At 35.3% G+C, this 17,952-nt stretch carries 17 protein-coding genes; 1 reads left to right on the top strand and 16 read right to left on the bottom strand.

The features are described 5' to 3' along the window. From fliF to MKY04_RS06840, 15 genes are all read right to left on the bottom strand, one after another. A complete protein-coding gene (gene fliF / locus MKY04_RS06910; RefSeq protein ID WP_126292955.1) occupies positions 1-1,593 on the bottom strand; it encodes a flagellar basal-body MS-ring/collar protein FliF in 1,593 nt (530 codons plus the stop codon). 64 nt (positions 1,594-1,657) lie between these two features. Then, entirely contained in the window at positions 1,658-1,963 is a 306-nt protein-coding gene (gene fliE / locus MKY04_RS06905) for a flagellar hook-basal body complex protein FliE (protein ID WP_126292954.1), read from the bottom strand. A gap of 20 nt (positions 1,964-1,983) precedes the next feature. Further along, positions 1,984-2,439 (bottom strand): flagellar basal body rod protein FlgC, encoded by a 456-nt coding sequence (flgC, locus tag MKY04_RS06900; RefSeq protein WP_126292953.1) that lies wholly within the window; start codon positions 2,437-2,439, stop codon positions 1,984-1,986. Between the two features lie 2 nt (positions 2,440-2,441). Beyond that, complete coding sequence (gene flgB / locus MKY04_RS06895; RefSeq protein WP_126292952.1) at positions 2,442-2,834, bottom strand: flagellar basal body rod protein FlgB; 393 nt, start codon at positions 2,832-2,834, stop codon at positions 2,442-2,444. Between the two features lie 494 nt (positions 2,835-3,328). After that, positions 3,329-4,108: a GTP-sensing pleiotropic transcriptional regulator CodY gene (codY, locus tag MKY04_RS06890; protein WP_126292951.1), complete on the bottom strand. Its 780-nt coding sequence runs from the start codon at positions 4,106-4,108 to the stop codon at positions 3,329-3,331. An 89-nt stretch (positions 4,109-4,197) separates the two neighbouring features. Next, positions 4,198-5,592 (bottom strand): ATP-dependent protease ATPase subunit HslU, encoded by a 1,395-nt coding sequence (hslU, locus tag MKY04_RS06885; protein ID WP_126292950.1) that lies wholly within the window; start codon positions 5,590-5,592, stop codon positions 4,198-4,200. After that, a complete protein-coding gene (hslV, locus tag MKY04_RS06880) occupies positions 5,589-6,134 on the bottom strand; it encodes an ATP-dependent protease subunit HslV (protein WP_126292949.1) in 546 nt (181 codons plus the stop codon). The genes hslU and hslV overlap by 4 nt, the downstream gene beginning before the upstream one ends. 17 nt (positions 6,135-6,151) lie before the next feature. Further along, a complete protein-coding gene (gene xerC, locus MKY04_RS06875) occupies positions 6,152-7,051 on the bottom strand; it encodes a tyrosine recombinase XerC (protein WP_185807629.1) in 900 nt (299 codons plus the stop codon). Between the two features lie 457 nt (positions 7,052-7,508). Next, positions 7,509-9,587 (bottom strand): type I DNA topoisomerase, encoded by a 2,079-nt coding sequence (topA, locus tag MKY04_RS06870; protein ID WP_346235552.1) that lies wholly within the window; start codon positions 9,585-9,587, stop codon positions 7,509-7,511. A gap of 232 nt (positions 9,588-9,819) precedes the next feature. Beyond that, a complete protein-coding gene (dprA, locus tag MKY04_RS06865) occupies positions 9,820-10,710 on the bottom strand; it encodes a DNA-processing protein DprA (RefSeq protein ID WP_400194407.1) in 891 nt (296 codons plus the stop codon). Between the two features lie 82 nt (positions 10,711-10,792). Beyond that, a complete protein-coding gene (gene sucD, locus MKY04_RS06860; protein ID WP_126292947.1) occupies positions 10,793-11,695 on the bottom strand; it encodes a succinate--CoA ligase subunit alpha in 903 nt (300 codons plus the stop codon). 19 nt (positions 11,696-11,714) lie between these two features. Then, positions 11,715-12,875, bottom strand: coding sequence for an ADP-forming succinate--CoA ligase subunit beta (gene sucC / locus MKY04_RS06855; RefSeq protein ID WP_126292946.1), 1,161 nt, complete (start codon positions 12,873-12,875; stop codon positions 11,715-11,717). 169 nt (positions 12,876-13,044) lie between these two features. After that, on the bottom strand, positions 13,045-13,338 hold the full coding sequence (locus tag MKY04_RS06850; protein ID WP_126292945.1) for an EscU/YscU/HrcU family type III secretion system export apparatus switch protein: 294 nt from the start codon (positions 13,336-13,338) through the stop codon (positions 13,045-13,047). Next, a complete protein-coding gene (locus MKY04_RS06845; protein ID WP_126292944.1) occupies positions 13,335-15,248 on the bottom strand; it encodes a hypothetical protein in 1,914 nt (637 codons plus the stop codon). The genes MKY04_RS06850 and MKY04_RS06845 overlap by 4 nt, the downstream gene beginning before the upstream one ends. Next, on the bottom strand, positions 15,245-16,033 hold the full coding sequence (locus tag MKY04_RS06840; protein WP_126292943.1) for a ribonuclease HII: 789 nt from the start codon (positions 16,031-16,033) through the stop codon (positions 15,245-15,247). The genes MKY04_RS06845 and MKY04_RS06840 overlap by 4 nt, the downstream gene beginning before the upstream one ends. 177 nt (positions 16,034-16,210) lie before the next feature. Here MKY04_RS06840 and MKY04_RS06835 point away from each other — a divergent pair, with 177 nt between their 5' ends. Continuing rightward, positions 16,211-16,732: a PCYCGC motif-containing (lipo)protein gene (locus MKY04_RS06835; protein ID WP_126292942.1), complete on the top strand. Its 522-nt coding sequence runs from the start codon at positions 16,211-16,213 to the stop codon at positions 16,730-16,732. Between the two features lie 231 nt (positions 16,733-16,963). Here MKY04_RS06835 and ylqF read toward each other — a convergent pair whose 3' ends face one another. Next, positions 16,964-17,842 carry a ribosome biogenesis GTPase YlqF gene (gene ylqF / locus MKY04_RS06830; protein WP_126292941.1) on the bottom strand — a complete coding sequence of 293 codons (879 nt, stop codon included), beginning with the start codon at positions 17,840-17,842 and terminating at the stop codon, positions 16,964-16,966. Positions 17,843-17,952 lie beyond the last annotated feature (110 nt).

Raw genomic sequence — 17,952 nt, 5'->3', positions numbered from 1 at the left:
TTAATCTTCAGTAATCCAACTTCGCAAAAGCTTTGCAAAGTCTTCCGGTTTTTCTTTCGCCATTTTTTCAAGTTGTTTACGTCGAATTGTACTCTCTGTTTCTTTTTCATCATTAATATCATCAACAAATAAATCTTCTTGTTCATTGATAATATTTAACTCTTCTTCTTTTTGTTTTTGTTTTTTCGAACGCAAGATAAAGAATACAAGAAGTAAGATAACAGCTAGTAATATTCCACCTATTACCCAAATCCACCAAGGAATTGTCGGCGTTTCTTCAGCTGCAGCAGCTTCATTTCCATGGAACTGTTGAACAGATACTACAATTTTTTCATCGACCTGTTCGTCAGTAAGTTGTCCCGCTGCCTCTTTATCAATTGTTGTTCGAACAATCGTCGACAAAATTTGTTCAACGTCTGCTCTTACCTCTTCTGGTAAAGATGCTGTGTCATTTGCCACTGGTGGTTCGAGCATAACTTGAATACCAATGTCGCGAATTTTATATGGACTTTCTTGAATATCTCTTGTAATTCGATTCACATCATTATTGATGGTTTCTTCGACACGTTCATAGTCTCCATCTCCATAAGCACCCGCTTGATAATCAATAAAATTATCAGTAACATTTTCAGCTTCAGGAGTACCTATTGCAGCATTGCCGCCTGTATATGTTTCTGTTATACGTTGGGCACTGACTTCAATACCTGCCATATTCTCTTCATCTACAGGTTCGACAAGATTTTCTTGGCGATTTTCTTGTTTAAAATCGATGTCAGTCGTTACAGAGACAACCACTTTATCATTCCCCATCAACGTTCCTAGCATTTGTTGAACTTGACGTTGAAGATCACGTTCAATGGTCTTTTTCACTTGCATTTGACCTTCAATTGAATCGATTGAATTAGAACCATTTGTTGCTGATTCTAAATCGAAATACTCAGAATATTGATTTGTAATAACAATATTATCAGTACTTAAATTTGGAATACTTTTAGATACCAAATTGTATAGTGTTTCAATTTGCTCATTGCTAAATTGATGTCCTGGTTCTGTATCCAAAACAATTGATGCACTTGCTTGTTGACTAGCATCATTTAAAAATACCCCTTGTTCAGGCATTGTAATCATGACATTGGCATCTTTAACACCGTCAATTGTTTTAATTAGGTTTGCCAACTCAGTTTGAGTGGCAGCAAGCTTGATTACATTAAATTCATTATCCGTCATCCCAAATCCGGCATTAGAAGTGAAAAATGAATTATTGATTTCACCTGAATTAGGATAACCTTGGGATGCAAGTGATACTTTTAATGTATCCACTTGATCCTCTGGAACTAAAATATTTGTACCCCCTGGGGCGATTTCATATGTAATACCTTGTGCACTTAATACTTCTGCAATTTCACCAGCTTCGGTAGTAGATAATTCAGTAAAAAGCGGCACCATAGTTGTTCTAGTAGAAAAATATGTAATAATACCAGCTAATGCAATAACACCAATTAAAGTTCCTATTATCGCACCCTTCTGATTTTTCGTTCGACTCTTCCAAAATCTAGAGGAGTCAGTTTTCACTCTTGTCAATCGTTCATTCATTGTGTGTCCTCCGATTATAGTGAATACACCAACAATTTATCGTCGTTTATTGTTATAAAATTAATTAAACAGACATTCGCATAATTTCTTGGTAGGCTTCAATTGCCTTATTTCTTACTTCAATTGTTGCATTTAATGTAACGCCCGCCTTTTGAGAAGCTATCATTACTTCATGCAGGTCTACATCTTCTCCATTTATTAATCTTTCAGTTAATTTATCAGACGTAATCTGTTGCTCGTTTACTGATTTGATTGCATCTTTTAATGTGTTTGCGAAAGACTGTTGGGCCTCATATGGCGTCGTCGGAGTTAATTTCGTTTCAGTTGCTGATTGAGTTGGCAGCATTGATGATACTGAATTTATCGCCAAGTTGATTCATCCTTTCCCTTTTACTTTCCTATTTCCAGCGCTTTTGTTAGCATCGACTTACTTGCATTAAAAACCGTAACATTCGCTTCATAAGAACGAGTTGCAGAAATTAAATCAACCATCTCTGTTAATAAATCAACATTAGGCATTTCAACATACCCTTCCTCGTTCGCATCAGGATGTGTTGGGTTATAAACTAATTTAAAAGGTTTCTCATTGTCTTCATTAATTGATACTACTTTAACACCATTTCCAGAATAATCCTTTCCACCTATTGCAGCATTTAAAAAATTAGAAAATTGCCCCTGATTCTCAGCCAATGTAACTGACTTTCTTCTATATGGCTCCCATTCTCCATTTACTTGTCTCGCACGTGTTGTATCAACATTTGCGATATTTGAAGAAATAACATCCATTCTTAAACGTTGAGCAGTAAGAGCAGACGCAGTTGAATTCATACTAGCAAATATGGACATCTTTATTTACCTCCTTTGATGACAGTATTCAACGTATTAAATTTACCAGAAATCCGCTCAACTAAAGCATTATAGTAAATAGTGTTTTCTGCTAAACTCGCTTGTTCTGCATCCATATCAACACCATTTCCATTGCTGCGATACTTGTAATTTTCATAGCTAAAAACTCCTGGAGTTGATTGTTTAATTTTAAAATCAAAATGTCTAACATCTGTTCGATTTGCTTCTATTGTTGAATTTTGGGCATCTGACAGCATTTTCTTAAAACTGACATCTTTCGCTTTATAATTCGGTGTATCGACATTCGCAATGTTTTGAGCAATAGTTTTATTTTTCAAAGATGCATAATTAAGTCCATACTCTAGGCTACTTATAGTTCCACCAAACAAGTTCAAACCATTCACCTCAATATATTAAATTTATTTAACATTTTGTTTCAAATCAATAACTTAATTTTAAAGTATGTTACGACAAAGTGTCTATCGCATTTTGTCGATTTTTAATAGGCTATACGTACTAATTTTCAAGGAATTTCTATTTATAGAATTCACAATTTGCACATTTAATACTGAATTCGACATGAAGTGATAGAGATTATAAGGATAAACCTCACACAAAATCAACCATTAAGAAAAAAGGACTATGGTAAAAATGTACAACATAATAAATAGCCTTTTATCTATAACAGAAAAATTTTCAAACGATTGAAAACGCTTTTATACTGGTTGTACTTATAGCTGTACTTTTGATCAAGAATATCCTGTCTGACAAGCGTTGGCAGGTTGTTAAAATGTTTTTATAAAATAATAAAAGAGTGTAGACAAAGTCATAATTAACTTTATCTACACTCTGATGTGGTTTCACCTTTAGCAGATGAAACATATTTCAATTATTTCATTTTAATTTCAGCTAATGCAATTAAAAACTTATCATTCAATACTTTTATATACGTACCTTTCATTCCTAAAGAACGAGATTCAATAACACCAGCAGATTCTAATTTACGTAATGCATTTACGATTACAGAACGAGTAATTCCTACACGATCTGCAATTTTTGAAGCTACAAGTAAACCTTCATTACCGTCAAGTTCTTCAAAAATATGTTCAATAGCTTCCAATTCACTGTATGATAATGAGTTGATTGCCATTTGTACAACCGCTTTACTACGTGCCTCTTCTTCAATCTCTTCTGATTTTTCTCGTAAAATTTCCATTCCAACTACAGTAGCACCATACTCAGCTAATATTAAATCATCGTCTTCAAAGCTTTCAGTCAGGCGTCCTAAAATTAAAGTACCTAGACGTTCTCCCCCACCAATAATAGGAACAATTGTTGTTAACCCGTTTTTGAATAAATCGCGATTTTCTATTGGGAAAACAGTATGTTCACTGTCAATGTCAATGTTAGGAGAAGTCTCTGTTATTTCAAATAAATGCTGTGTATAGTCTTCAGGGAATTGACGAGCTTCAAACATTTTTTTCATTCTTTCATTCTCAATTAATTGGTGAATTGAAATACCTAAAAGCTTCCCTTTTCGGCTTACAATAAATACATTGCTATCTATAATATCACCAAGTGTTTCTGCCATCTCTTTAAAGTTAACAGGTTTGCCGGCTGACGCTTGCAGCATTGAATTGATTTTACGTGTTTTTTCTAATAAATTCATTTAAATAAATCCTCCTAAAGGTTTACATTTAATAATTCACTTAATATTCTAAAGGTTTATAAAATTTATTGTAACTAATTAAACTCGAATTATAAGATAAATTGTGACAAATCTTTGTTTTTAGATATTTTCTCGAGCTTTTTATCGACATATGAAGGGGTAATTTCAATATGTGCTGGTGCTATTTCAGATGCTTCAAATGATAATTCTTCTAATAATCGTTCCATAATCGTGTGAAGTCTTCTCGCCCCAATATTATCCGTTTCTTGGTTAACCTCTGTTGCGATCTCAGCAATTCTATCTATCGCTTCGTCTGTAAAACTAATTGTTACACCTTCTGTTTCCAAAAGAGCTTTATACTGCAATATAAGGGATTGATCTGGTTCTTTTAAAATGCGAATAAAATCTTCCTTAGTTAACTTATCAAGTTCAACACGAATCGGGAATCGGCCTTGCAATTCGGGGATCAAATCACTTGGCTTAGACATATGGAAAGCACCAGCTGCAATAAACAACATAAAGTCAGTTTTTACTGGTCCATATTTTGTTGTTACAGTCGAGCCCTCAACAATCGGTAATATGTCACGCTGTACACCTTCTCGAGATACATCTGCTGAAGAAGATCCGCGACTTGCAATTTTATCAATTTCGTCAATAAAAATAATTCCAGATTGCTCTGCTCGTCGTATCGATTCCCCTGCTAATTCATCACTATCAATTAATTTATTCGCCTCTTCAATAATTAAAACGCGTCTAGCATCTTTGACCATCATCTTACGCTTTTTAACTTTTTTTGGCATCAAATTTGATAGCATGTCCTGCATTCCTGACGAACCCATGTCCATTCCCATTCCAGGCATTAATTCGAAAAATGGAGTATTTTGTTCAGTTACCTCAACAGTTACCCATTCTTCTTCTAATTTGCCCGCTTTTAAGTCTTCTAAAACTTGCGAGCGTTTCGAGCGGATTTCAACTTCCTCGACGCTCGTATCCTCAACAGGCTTTTCAGTTTTCTGTCCAAAAAGCATTTCTAATGGGTTTTGAGCCATCTTCGCTTTTAATTTTGATGGTACTAACAATTTAGCAATTGCTTCATTTGCATTTTGTTCTGCCAGATCTTTTACATTTTCCATCATTTCATCTTTAACAAGCCTTCTTGAAGCTTCAACCAAATCACGTACCATCGATTCTACATCGCGTCCAACATAACCTACTTCCGTAAATTTCGTTGCCTCAACTTTTATAAAGGGTGCATTTGTAAGCTTTGCAATTCTTCGAGCAATTTCTGTTTTCCCTACACCAGTAGGCCCAATCATTAAAATGTTTTTTGGAATAATTTCATTTTTTAAATCCTCATTTAATAATGATCGGCGATATCTATTTCGAAGGGCTATGGCAACAGCGCGCTTTGCATTATTTTGCCCAACAATATAACGGTTTAGCTGTTCTGTAATTTGTCTTGGCGTTAAATTTTGTTGTGTCATTCTTCCAGCGCCTCCACGATAATGTTATGGTTTGTATAAACACAAATATCCGCAGCGATCGTTAATGCTGCCTTCGCAATTTCTTTAGCAGATAAATTGCTGGCATTTTGCTTTAGCGCACGTCCAGCAGCTAATGCATAATTTCCTCCAGATCCAATCGCTAAAATACCATCATCCGGTTCAATAACTTCACCAGTACCTGAAATAAGAAGCAATGTCGAATTGTCCATTACTAAAAGCAGCGCTTCTAGTTGACGAAGCATTTTATCACCGCGCCATTGTTTTGCAACCTCTACCGCTGCACGCTGTAAGTTGCCTCCATATTCATTAAGCTTTGCTTCAAACATTTCAAATAAAGTGAATGCATCAGCAACAGACCCGGCAAACCCAGCTAATACTTTACCGTTAAATAGTCTTCTTACTTTTTTGGCAGTATGTTTCATTACAACTGAATTACCTAGTGTTACTTGCCCATCCCCAGCCATTGCACAGCCACCATTATGATGGATTGCAAAAATGGTTGTTGCGTGAAATTGTTCCATTTATCTTCCTCCTCACATTATGCTCGTGGATGCGTACTCATATAAGTTTTTCGAAGATGTTCTTTCGTTACATGCGTATATACTTGAGTTGATGATAGATTGGCATGGCCTAATAATTCTTGAACTGTTCTTAAATCCGCACCATGATTTAATAAATGTGTCGCAAATGAATGCCTTAACATATGTGGATAAATTTTAGTATGCATTGAAGCATTTTTAATCATTTCCTCTAATATATAACGTACACCACGCGGAGTAAGTTCTTCTCCACGCATATTTACAAAAAGTCGATTATGTTTTGTCTTTTTCATAAGAACCGGACGAACTTCTTCAATATATTTAACTAAAGCTTCGTGGGCATACTGTCCGAATGGAATTATTCTTTCCTTACGCCCCTTCCCCATTACTCGAATAATTGAATAATGAAAATCTATATCCTCAAGATCTATTGAAGTACATTCGCTGACTCGAATACCTGTTGCATAAAGCAATTCAAGCAAAGCAATATTACGTAGAGACTTGGGATCTGTACCGTAGTTGCGTTCGAATAATTGTGAAAGTTCCTCTTCATAAAAGAAGTTTGGTAAGCGCTTTTCTTTTTTAGGATGATAAAGTGAACGAAATGGTGCATCATCTAAATCATATTCTCGATTTAAAAATTTAAAAAATGATCGAATAGATGAAATTTTACGAGATATTGATGTTCTTGCTTTTTTTTCGTCGTATAACTTTGTAACATAAATTCTAGCATGCAAGTATTCAACATCATTTAGCTGAGTGACACCTTCGGATTGTAAAAAGGCCAGAAAGTCCTTTAAATCAATCTCATATTCCCTAACAGTATGTACTGAGAAGTTTTTTTCCAATTGAATATAACGGAGAAATTGATCCAATGCATCTTTCGATTCGATACCCAATTCAAGAAACCTCCCTTCCAACTATTTTCACTCAAGTCTCGCATCGTATTTGTAAGATTTTACAGAAGATTGCATTAATGATTGTGGCGCTATAACTAAAATTTTATTTCATTTAAAAACATCCATAATGACACTATACCTATATTGGAAATATATCAAGTATTAAGTAAATAAAAATTGTAAATTTTGAGTGAAGCATTAACAATTTAGTAATAAAATAACCGATTTTTATTGTCTTAAAGCACCCCGATTGCGCTATGACATCTATAATGTCTTAGAATGTCTAAGCCAACATGGTTCTCAAGTCTAATCCTTACAACTTTAAGACCTTTTGATAAGAACTAAGCTGGAGGCACAGAACACAAGCAAAAGAAAATGCCTCATAAATTATAACAATTTAATGAGGCATAAAGCAATTATATTGTTTGATAATTCATAAAATTTAGAAATATCATAACTATTGAGTCGGTTCTTCTTCGTAGTCACATTTTGTACATTGAATTTGAATACCTTTTTTTATTTTCTTCTCAACTAACAATGAACTACATTTCGGGCAAGGTCTACTAATTGGCTTATCCCAGGAGACAAAATCACATTCTGGATACGTGTTGCAACCGTAGAATAGACGTTTTGTTTTACTTTTTCTTTCTACAATTTCTCCAGTATCACAATTTGGACATTTCACTCCAATAGGCTTGATAATCGCCTTAGTATTTCTACATTCTGGGAAATTTGAACAAGCCATAAATTTTCCATATCGCCCTAATTTATAGACCATAGGCGAACCACAGTTTTCACAATCTTCCCCAGCTGGCTCATCTTTTATTTCGATTTTTTCCATCACTTCATCTGCATGCTTGACATTTTTCTCAAAGTCTTTATAAAATTCATCAATAATTTTTACCCAGTTTGTTTGCCCTTCTTCAATTTTATCGAGGTCTTCTTCCATTTTCGCAGTAAACTCGATATTAATAATTTCAGGGAAAAATTCTATCATAAACTGATGGACAATTTCACCAAGTTCTGTAGGTACAAATCGTTTAGCATCTAACTGAACATAGCCGCGCTTTTGAATTACATCTAACGTAGGTGCATATGTCGAAGGACGTCCGATTCCAAGCTCTTCAAGTTCTTTTACAAGACGTGCCTCGGTAAAACGTGGTGGTGGTTGTGTAAAGTGCTGCTTTGGCTCAATTTCTAACGATTTTACTGTATCGCCAACTTCCATTTCAGGCAGCAGCTTTGTTGTTTCTTCAGAATTATCATCAGTTCCTTCAATATAAAGTTTCATAAAACCAGGAAATTTCACATGGGAACCGTTTGCACGGAATTGTACATCTTGATTAACTAAATCAACAGTTACTGTGTCTAAAATCGCCGGTGCCATTTGACTTGCAATAAAACGTTCCCAAATAAGTCGATAAAGACGCAATTGATCCCGACTTAATACTTCCTTCAATTCTTCAGGTGTTCTCATTACACTAGTTGGACGGATTGCTTCATGGGCATCTTGAGCATTGGAAGATTTTTTTGCTTGTTTCTGCTCTCCGATAATATAATCTTTGCCATATTTTTCGTTTATAAAATTCGTAGCTTCAGCTTTAGCACTGTCTGAAATTCTTGTTGAGTCAGTTCTCATGTATGTAATTAACCCGACAGTACCTTCTTTTTTGCCTATATCAATACCTTCGTATAGTTGCTGAGCCAACATCATTGTTTTCTTCGCTCGGAAATTTAGCTTTCTCGCTGCTTCTTGTTGTAAAGATGATGTCGTGAAGGCAGGTGCTGCATTACGTTTTCGTTCTTTCTTAACGACATTTGTTACTCGGAATTCATCGCCTTTTAAACCGCTTAAAACAGCCTTGACTTGTTCCTCGTTTGTAAGCTTAATTCTTTCTTTTTCATTGCCATAGTAAAGTGCGTCAAACTGTTTTTTTCCTTTTTCGAAATTACCTTCAATAGTCCAGTATTCTTCTGGAACAAAATTCTTAATCTCTTCTTCTCGATCAATTATTAATCGAAGTGCAACAGATTGAACACGTCCTGCTGATAATCCCTTTTTAACTTTTTTCCAAAGGATTGGACTAATGTTATATCCAACTAGACGATCTAAAATACGTCTAGCTTGCTGAGCATCAACTAAATCCATGTTAATAGCACGGGGATGTTTAAAAGAGTCTAAAATTGCATCTTTTGTAATTTCGTTGAAAACAACGCGACACTCCGAATTCATATCAATATTAAGAGCTGATGCTAAATGCCATGCAATTGCTTCCCCTTCGCGGTCAGGGTCGGCTGCGAGATAAACTTTTTTTGCTTTTTTCGCTGCTGACTTTAATTCCTGGAGTACTGGGCCTTTTCCTCGAATGGTAATGTATTTCGGTTTATAATTATTTTCCGTATCAATACCTGTTTGGCTTTTTGGCAAATCAATAACATGACCAATGGAAGCCTTTACTTTATATTTTTTGCCTAAGTATCTTTCAATTGTTTTTGCTTTTGCTGGTGATTCTACAATCACTAAATAATCTGCCATCTATACTTCCCCCTTGTAGAGGTAAATTGTTATTAATCAAATCCACCATGTAATTTGACGATTAATTTTTTAGGACTTAAATAATACACATCCATTACCTAAATCGCATCATTACAGCGGTGTTCAACTTTCTTCTTTTTTCCAGGAAGCTCTCCCTTGAAGCAAAGTTAAAATGAATACCTGTTGCAAAATGTATAACAGTTTTTATGATAATGCAACTTTTTTTCAATATTTACCTTAAAAACAATTTTAATTCCTCTAATATTTGGTGGCCGCTCCATATAGGAATTGCCCCTTCTCTTAATAAACTATTCGTTCCTTTTGACTGTTCAGAGTCTATAGGTCCTGGTACTACAAATACATCTTTTCCATGCTCGAGTGCGTGTTCAGTTGTAATAAGGGAACCGCTCTTTAATGCTGCTTCTGTTACGACTATTGCATTGCTAATACCGCTTATAATACGATTTCTCATCGGAAAATGCCATTTCTGAACCCCAACATATGGAGGATATTCTGTTAATAGTAAATGATTTCCTTCCAATTCATCTGCAAGTTTTTTATTTTCTTTTGGATATAGATGAAATAATCCGTGACCTAAAACAGCAATAGTTTTTCCACCATATTTAATGGCTGCACTGTGTGCTAAACTGTCAACGCCTTTAGCTAGTCCACTTACGATAATAAAATTCCCCTGAATAAGGGGCGGTACAATCATTTCCATGGCCAACTCAGAATAATTCGTTGCTTTTCTTGAACCAACAATAGCTATTTTATTAGGATTTTTTAATAGTGAAATATCCCCTTTTGCATAAAGGATTGTTGGCGGATCAACTAACTCCATCAATTTCCCGGGATAATATTCACTATTAAAAGGAATAACATTTATATTAGCAGAATTATATGCATCTAATAAATTTATTTTTAACATTCGATGGTAATTTAGTAAAATATTATCAGCGTTTTTTGTCGAAATTGATAGGATTTTAGAGAAATTAGAGGACGACAAATTTTTTATATTTTGAATTGAGAGACTAGATTCTAATAGTTTTTGGAGTTTATTTAAAGTGAGAGGATAAACGTAGTGTAGAGCAATAAGATCGTGTAAAGAATTCAATAAAATCACTCCTCTTTTAGATAAATAATCTGATGAAAGAAGACGTGACCGCAAAAAAAGAAGGTGTAGCTCATTGGCTACACCTTTTATTTTAATGTGTTTTACATTTTTCGTATAGACCTTTTTCTTTTATTACTTTAATCAATGTTTCCCCTATAACAGATGGCGTTGCAGCTACTTCTATCCCAGCCTCATTCATTGCCTTAATTTTTTCTTTAGCCGTCCCTTTGCCGCCAGAAATAATTGCTCCTGCATGTCCCATGCGTTTCCCAGGAGGTGCAGTTTGACCACCAATGAAGCCTACAACAGGTTTTGTCATATTTTCTTTAATCCATGCAGCAGCTTCTTCTTCTGCAGTTCCGCCGATTTCACCAATCATAACAACCGCATATGTTTCTGGGTCATTATTAAATTCAGATAGAACATCGATAAAGTTAGTGCCATTTACCGGGTCTCCTCCGATACCAACAGCTGTTGATTGACCAATTCCAGCCTGTGTTAGTTGATGCACTGCTTCATAAGTAAGTGTGCCTGAGCGAGAAACGACACCAACGTGACCTTTTTTATGAATGTAGCCTGGCATAATTCCGATTTTACATTCATCAGCACTAATAACACCTGGACAGTTTGGACCTACTAAACGTGTTTTCTTTCCTTCCATATAACGTTTTACTTTCACCATATCCAACACAGGAATATGTTCCGTAATGCAAATCGTTAAATCTAATTCAGCGTCTACTGCCTCCATTATAGCATCTGCTGCAAATGGAGCTGGTACATAAATTACTGAAACATTTGCACCTGTTTGTTTCACTGCTTCCTGAACAGTATCAAATACAGGTACTCCTTCTATTACTTGCCCACCTTTACCAGGCGTTACCCCTGCTACAATTTTTGTACCATATTCCAGCATTTGTTTCGTATGGAAAAGGGCTGTTTCCCCTGTAATACCTTGAACAATTACCTTTGTATCTGCATTAATATAAACACTCATGAAATCTCCCTGCCTCCCATTAACCTACAAGCTCTACAATTTTTTCTGCGCCGTCAGCCATAGAATCTGCTGCAACAATGTTCAATCCAGATGCATTTAATAATTCTTTGCCTCGTTCGACATTTGTCCCTTCTAATCGAACTACTAACGGCACTTTTAACCCTAATTGCTTAGCAGCAGCAATAACACCTTCAGCTATTATGTCACATTTCATAATACCGCCAAAAATATTAACAAAAATGCCTTTTACGTTAGGATCTGACAAAATAATTTTAAATGCCTCAGTTACTTTTTCAGTTGTTGCACCACCACCAACATCAAGGAAATTGGCAGGTTGACCGCCGTAGTAGCTAATAGTATCCATCGTTGCCATCGCGAGGCCCGCACCATTAACCATACAGCCGATATTACCATCGAGCGAGATATAGCTTAAATCATATTTTGATGCTTCAATTTCCTTTGGATTTTCTTCATCAAAATCTCTTAACTCGACAATATCCTTATGTCGGTAAAGTGCATTTGAATCAAAATTAAATTTTGCATCAAGTGCCATTACTTCGTCTCCACCTGTTACGACAAGGGGATTAATTTCAAGGATTGATGCGTCTTTATCAACAAATGCATCATATAAGCCCAACATCAACTTAGCAGCTTTATTAACGAGCTTCGGCGGAATATTCATATTAAATGCCATACGGCGCGCCTGAAAAGGTAATAGACCTGTTACAGGATCGATGACTTCTTTAAAGATTTTTTCAGGGGTTTCCTCAGCTACCTCTTCGATGTCCATTCCACCCTCTTCAGAACCCATTAGAGTAACTCTAGAAGTTGATCTATCTAAAACGAAGCTTAAATAATATTCTTTTTTTATATCAGATCCTTCTTCGATGTAAAGTCGTTTTACTTCTTTACCCTCTGGACCTGTTTGATGTGTTACTAAAATTTTTCCTAATAATTCTTTCGCGTAAGTACGGACTTCATCCAAGTTCTTCGCGATTTTTACACCCCCAGCTTTTCCACGACCACCAGCGTGAATTTGTGCTTTTACAACGATTACATTGGAACCAAGTTCTTTTGCAACCTTCACTGCCTCTTCTGGTGAAAATGCAACTTTACCGTTTGGTACAGCCACACCATATTTTCTCAGGATTTCTTTCCCTTGGTATTCATGGATATTCATGATACATCCTCCAATCAGCCTTTTGAAAATTATTTTCTTAACATATTCTATTCTATACAAATATTCTGACAAAGTCTATTATTGTATTATTTGTATATTTTTCAATGTCTTATTACACAATTTTCTATATCAATCTAACAAACAATTGGCTTCATATTGTTTTACTATACTATTTTCCCTTTGTTAACGAGTCATAATTTCGATCTAATCGGTAAATAAATGCAAAAACTTCTGCTACTGCCTGATAGAGCTGTTCTGGTATTGAATCATTTAAATCTAGCTTGCCTAGCAATTCAACAAGATTTGGATCCTCATAAATTGGGACATTATGGATAGAAGCTTGTTCTAATATATTATCTGCAATTTTTCCCTTTCCCTTTGCAACAACTGTTGGACTATTGCCGTTATCCGGATTATATGAAAGGGCAATCGCTTCTTTTCTTATTAACTTTTTGTCGTTCATATTCTTATATCTACCCCATTTTGAAACTTTGAATCATTTTTTTGAATTACATTTTCATTGATTATTTGAGATTTCGTATTCTCAAATTTTTTTATGAATAATCCAGAAAGCTGATAATCTTTTTCTAACAATCCTGTTTTAAGAGATTGTTTTAACGGTTCTGCGAGTATTTCAAGATGAGGGTGATCATTATAAAGGTGAATAGTAATAATTCGATTTTGCACTTGCATATCGACTACCGTTTCTTGCAATGCCTCCATATTTAGATAAAATAAAACCCTTGCATAATTAGCATCGATTTTACCGTTTTCTTTCATTCGGCCATTCCATTGAATTGTTGCATCGGCATGTTTCCCCAAAAATTGTAAAGGAACTTGCATGATAAGTTGATGCTGTGGACCACTTTCTCCAGAGAATAATTGCATTCCATTTAACCTTGATAAAATAATATCAGCACTCTCTTTTAACGGCTGTGATGTTTGAGCATCTTGCAGTAAAGATATAAGTTGCGGTTTTAGCGATTGTGCGATTTCTGAAATATCACCACCCTTACTATTTAAAGATGCTTCGTAGCTCATTCCTAGAGATTTAAAAATTGTTTTTAATGCTTGTTCCATCGCTCTGCTGTCAATTGAAGCAAGGACTTGCGCATCCGCTTGTGTAACAGCATTTTGTATAAACGGATCAGCTGAATCATTAGCAACTTTTAAAATATTGGAAAATATTGCTTGCGAGTTGTTAGTAGCGTCGTATTTCATCAATGATAATAATTGATTTTTAGCAGAGTCACCATTTTCATCTTGCGTGAATAAACGACTTATTGCATTTTCTGAAAATGACTTTATAAGCTGTTCGTGCAGCTGCTTTGCTAACAATTCAATTGTTTGTGCATTTTTGGGTAAAGCTTCAAATCGAATAATAAGTTGTTGAAGCTGCGACTTTTGTTCTGAAGTTAATAATTGTTGATTCGTTAACCATTCTTTCACTTGAGCGATCATATTTTGTACATCTGCTGCATTTGCAGCTGCAATTGTTTGAACTAGCTGGCCAGCTGATGAATTCTGTATCTCGGTATTTGGTAATAACTTTGATGTAATTTGTTGAAAGCTTTGTGATAACCAATTTGGAATCGTCGAATTTTTAGGTAGAATCTCTGCTTCTTTCAAAAAATTTAATGCCTGTAGATTATTGGCGGAAGTTTCTGAACTAAGTAAGGTTTGCACAGCTTTTGATAATAGAATGCCGCCAGTTTCTACTGCAAATGGTTTTGAAATGGCTTGTAATTGTTGAAGCAAATTCAGCTTTATTTGTTGAGATACATTATTATTTTCTTTTGACAAAACGTTTGCAAAGTTTTCAATTGCCTCTGCTATCCCTGTTGTTTTAGCCCCATATAACAATCCTTTGAAAATTTCGTCAGTAAAAGGAAGCTTTAATTCAATCATTCTGTGTATTACTTGGATAGCCTCATTTTTCAATGTCCCTTCAGGTAAATTATTTAACCAGTTTTCTGCCTGAATTAGTTGATCTTTTGATATTGGTAGTTGATTTTTTATAAAGTGGGCTAGTATTTGCTGCAGTTCTGCTGTTTTTGGCAGGTTCATTGAGTCAAGCAATTGCGTCATTTGCTGTGCCATTGTCTGAGAAGGCTGCATTGGCCCTGTAACTACCTTTAGTTGTGCTTCGGGGTTTATACTTGTTACCTGAAAAAAATGAGAATCTCCTGCTTTTAACGGCGTTTCTAGCTTCGCAAAAAGTTTTTGGTTGCCAATTTGTATCTCTGCCATCTGGTCGGGGTAAAGCTTTTTAATAGTCCCGTGAAAAACTTGTCCTTGTTTTAATGACAGGGATTGGCTTTGCTGAATTGCCGCCCTGTCAATTTGAATTGGGTTAAATGATGCGGATGTCATAAAAATAATCGCTCCTTACTTTCAACCATTGATTTAATCGGTTCAAAACTTTTTCGGTGCTCAATTGTTGGCCCAAACTGTTCAAGCGCTTCTAAATGTTGTTTCGTTCCATAGCCTGCATTCTGATCAAATCCATAGGCCGGATATTTTTCGTGCAGCTTCTCCATATATTCATCACGTGCATTTTTCGCTAGAATTGAAGCTGCCGCAATTGCTAAGCTTTTGGCATCCCCTTTTACGACCGATTTTTGGGGTATTGATATCGGCAATGTCATAGCATCTACAATACAGAAATGTGGACAAATTGTTAGATTCTCGACGCTTTCTTTCATTGAATGTTTTGTTGCTTCATATATATTTAATTGGTCTATCATATCAACACTTTGAAAATGAATAGAGTATGCTAATGCGTGCTCTTTAATGATTTGTGCAAAATCCTCTCTAGCTTTTTTTGAAAGCTGTTTTGAATCATTAATCCCTATAAAACGCTCACAGTTATATGGTAAAATGACAGCCGCTGTCACAACTGGACCAGCCAAGGGGCCTCTACCTGCTTCATCAATTCCTGCTATATACGCATTTTCAAAAGGCATAAATGAAGCATCGAAACGAACTTTCCGTTCATGCTCATCAACTATTAGTTGCTGTTTTTTCATCCGGTTTTCCCATTGTTTCCACACCTTTTGTACACCTATTCGCTCATCTTGCTGAATTTCATCCATCCATTGCTCATATTGCTTCGCTTCATTTAATGCGATTGTTATTTCTTTTATTGTTTTCCCCATAACACTACACTTCCCTACAGTCTCTATACTATTTTATCGGCATCTTTACTTGTTCATAAAAGTAAAAATTTTAGCTTTCATTATATGTACTACTTTTAATGTAACATAGCTGTCACTGTATTCGATCAATCAATAAGAATATAATTAAAAAGACTATAATTTTTGGAGGAGAAACCTATGAAAAAAATACTCCCTCTCTTTGCTGCACTAGTACTTATTCTCTCTGCATGCAGCAGTTCTTCAGAAAACACACATAGTAAAGAAGAGCATTTAGATGCTGAGGAAGGAATGGAATCATCAACTATTTCACATAATCATTTATCAGGAGATCTTCAAGAATTAACTGCATCTGCACACGAACTACCAGAATTTTTAGATTCACAACCGGAGGATATTCGTTTAGTTTATGAAGTTGCTGGACAAGCAACAGACATTTTAAAATGGATACCTTGTTATTGCGGATGTGGTGAAACTGCAGGACATCGAAGTAATTTAAACTGTTTTATTGCTGAATCCCGGGACGATGGTTCAATAGTTTGGGATGACCACGGTACAAGGTGTCTTGTTTGTTTAGAAATTGCAGTTGAATCTGTTCAAATGTATAAGGAAGGGAAAACGTTAAAAGAAATTCGCGAGGCAATCGATTCAAAATACGCAGAAGGTTATGCAGAACCAACTCCAACAGAAATCCCTGCATAAAAAAACATCATCAAATTACTAAAAAAATCTGCCATTCACCCCTTGCGTAATCAGTACCCAACGTACGAATGGCATTTAAAATTAAAAGGGTATAGAAAGTCTTAATTGACTTATCTATACCCTGTTATTTCTAGCTAGTTAGACTTTTTTAAACCTCTTGCCAGACATTTTACTCTAACTGCAAGCTCCCAATTATTACAATGTACTATAAAAGTGTTTGTCAAATTCAAGTTACTCTTCTGTCGATGCCTCTTTCTCCAGTTGTTCCTCAACAATATCAAATGTTAAATTTCCTAGATTTTGATTACGAATGTCTCGTACAATAATTTCAGATACTTGATCATAATCAATTTCGCCGCCTGGTCCAAACACTTTTCTTAGCTTTCCAATATGGTCGAATGTTTCAACTAAATCTTCATGTACAAATGTTATTCCGTAGCGTTCTTCCATTCGGTTAGGATAATGGATTGAAAGAAAACGCAATCCATATACCGCTAAATCCTCCATGTTTATAATGGTATCTTTTATCGCTCCTGTTAAAGCTAGTTTTAATCCTACTTCTTGATCTTCAAATTTCGGCCATAAAATCCCTGGCGTATCTAAAAGTTCCAAATCTTTGCCAACCTTAATCCATTGCTGCGCCTTTGTTACCCCAGGTGTATTTCCCGTTTTTGCGATATTCTTTTTAGCTAAACGATTAATTAATGTAGATTTCCCAACATTCGGTATCCCTACAATCATCGCACGTATAGCTCTTGGTTTCATGCCTTTTGCTTTCATACGTGCCCATTTATCAGCTAGTATTTCTTGGGCAGCTTTTGTTACACGCTGTAGACCTTTACCATCTAATGAATTAATAGCAACAGCCATATGTCCACGGTCTGCAAAGTATTGTACCCATTTATGTGTTTGTGAATCGTCTGCCATATCAGCTTTATTTAAAATTAGTAGACGTGGTTTCTGATTAATTACTTGATCAATCATTGGATTTCTTGAAGATAGAGGCAAGCGTGCATCAATTAATTCAAAAACAATATCTACAAGCTTTAATTTTTCAGATACTTCACGTCTTGCTTTTGCCATATGCCCTGGAAACCATTGAATTGTCATGTTGTCATCCTCCTATATGTATTGCTTGAACGAAATTTGTACAAGTTAATGTTTTTATTATGTGATTTACAATAACTATTTTTCCCTAATTGCCAAAAAGAAAAGGAGAT

It is taken from the genome of Lysinibacillus telephonicus, from assembly GCF_039654155.1.
Taxonomy (GTDB): domain Bacteria; phylum Bacillota; class Bacilli; order Bacillales_A; family Planococcaceae; genus Ureibacillus; species Ureibacillus telephonicus.
Note: the sequence above shows the minus strand (reverse complement) of the source record. Positions and strands in the feature narration are given on the sequence as shown.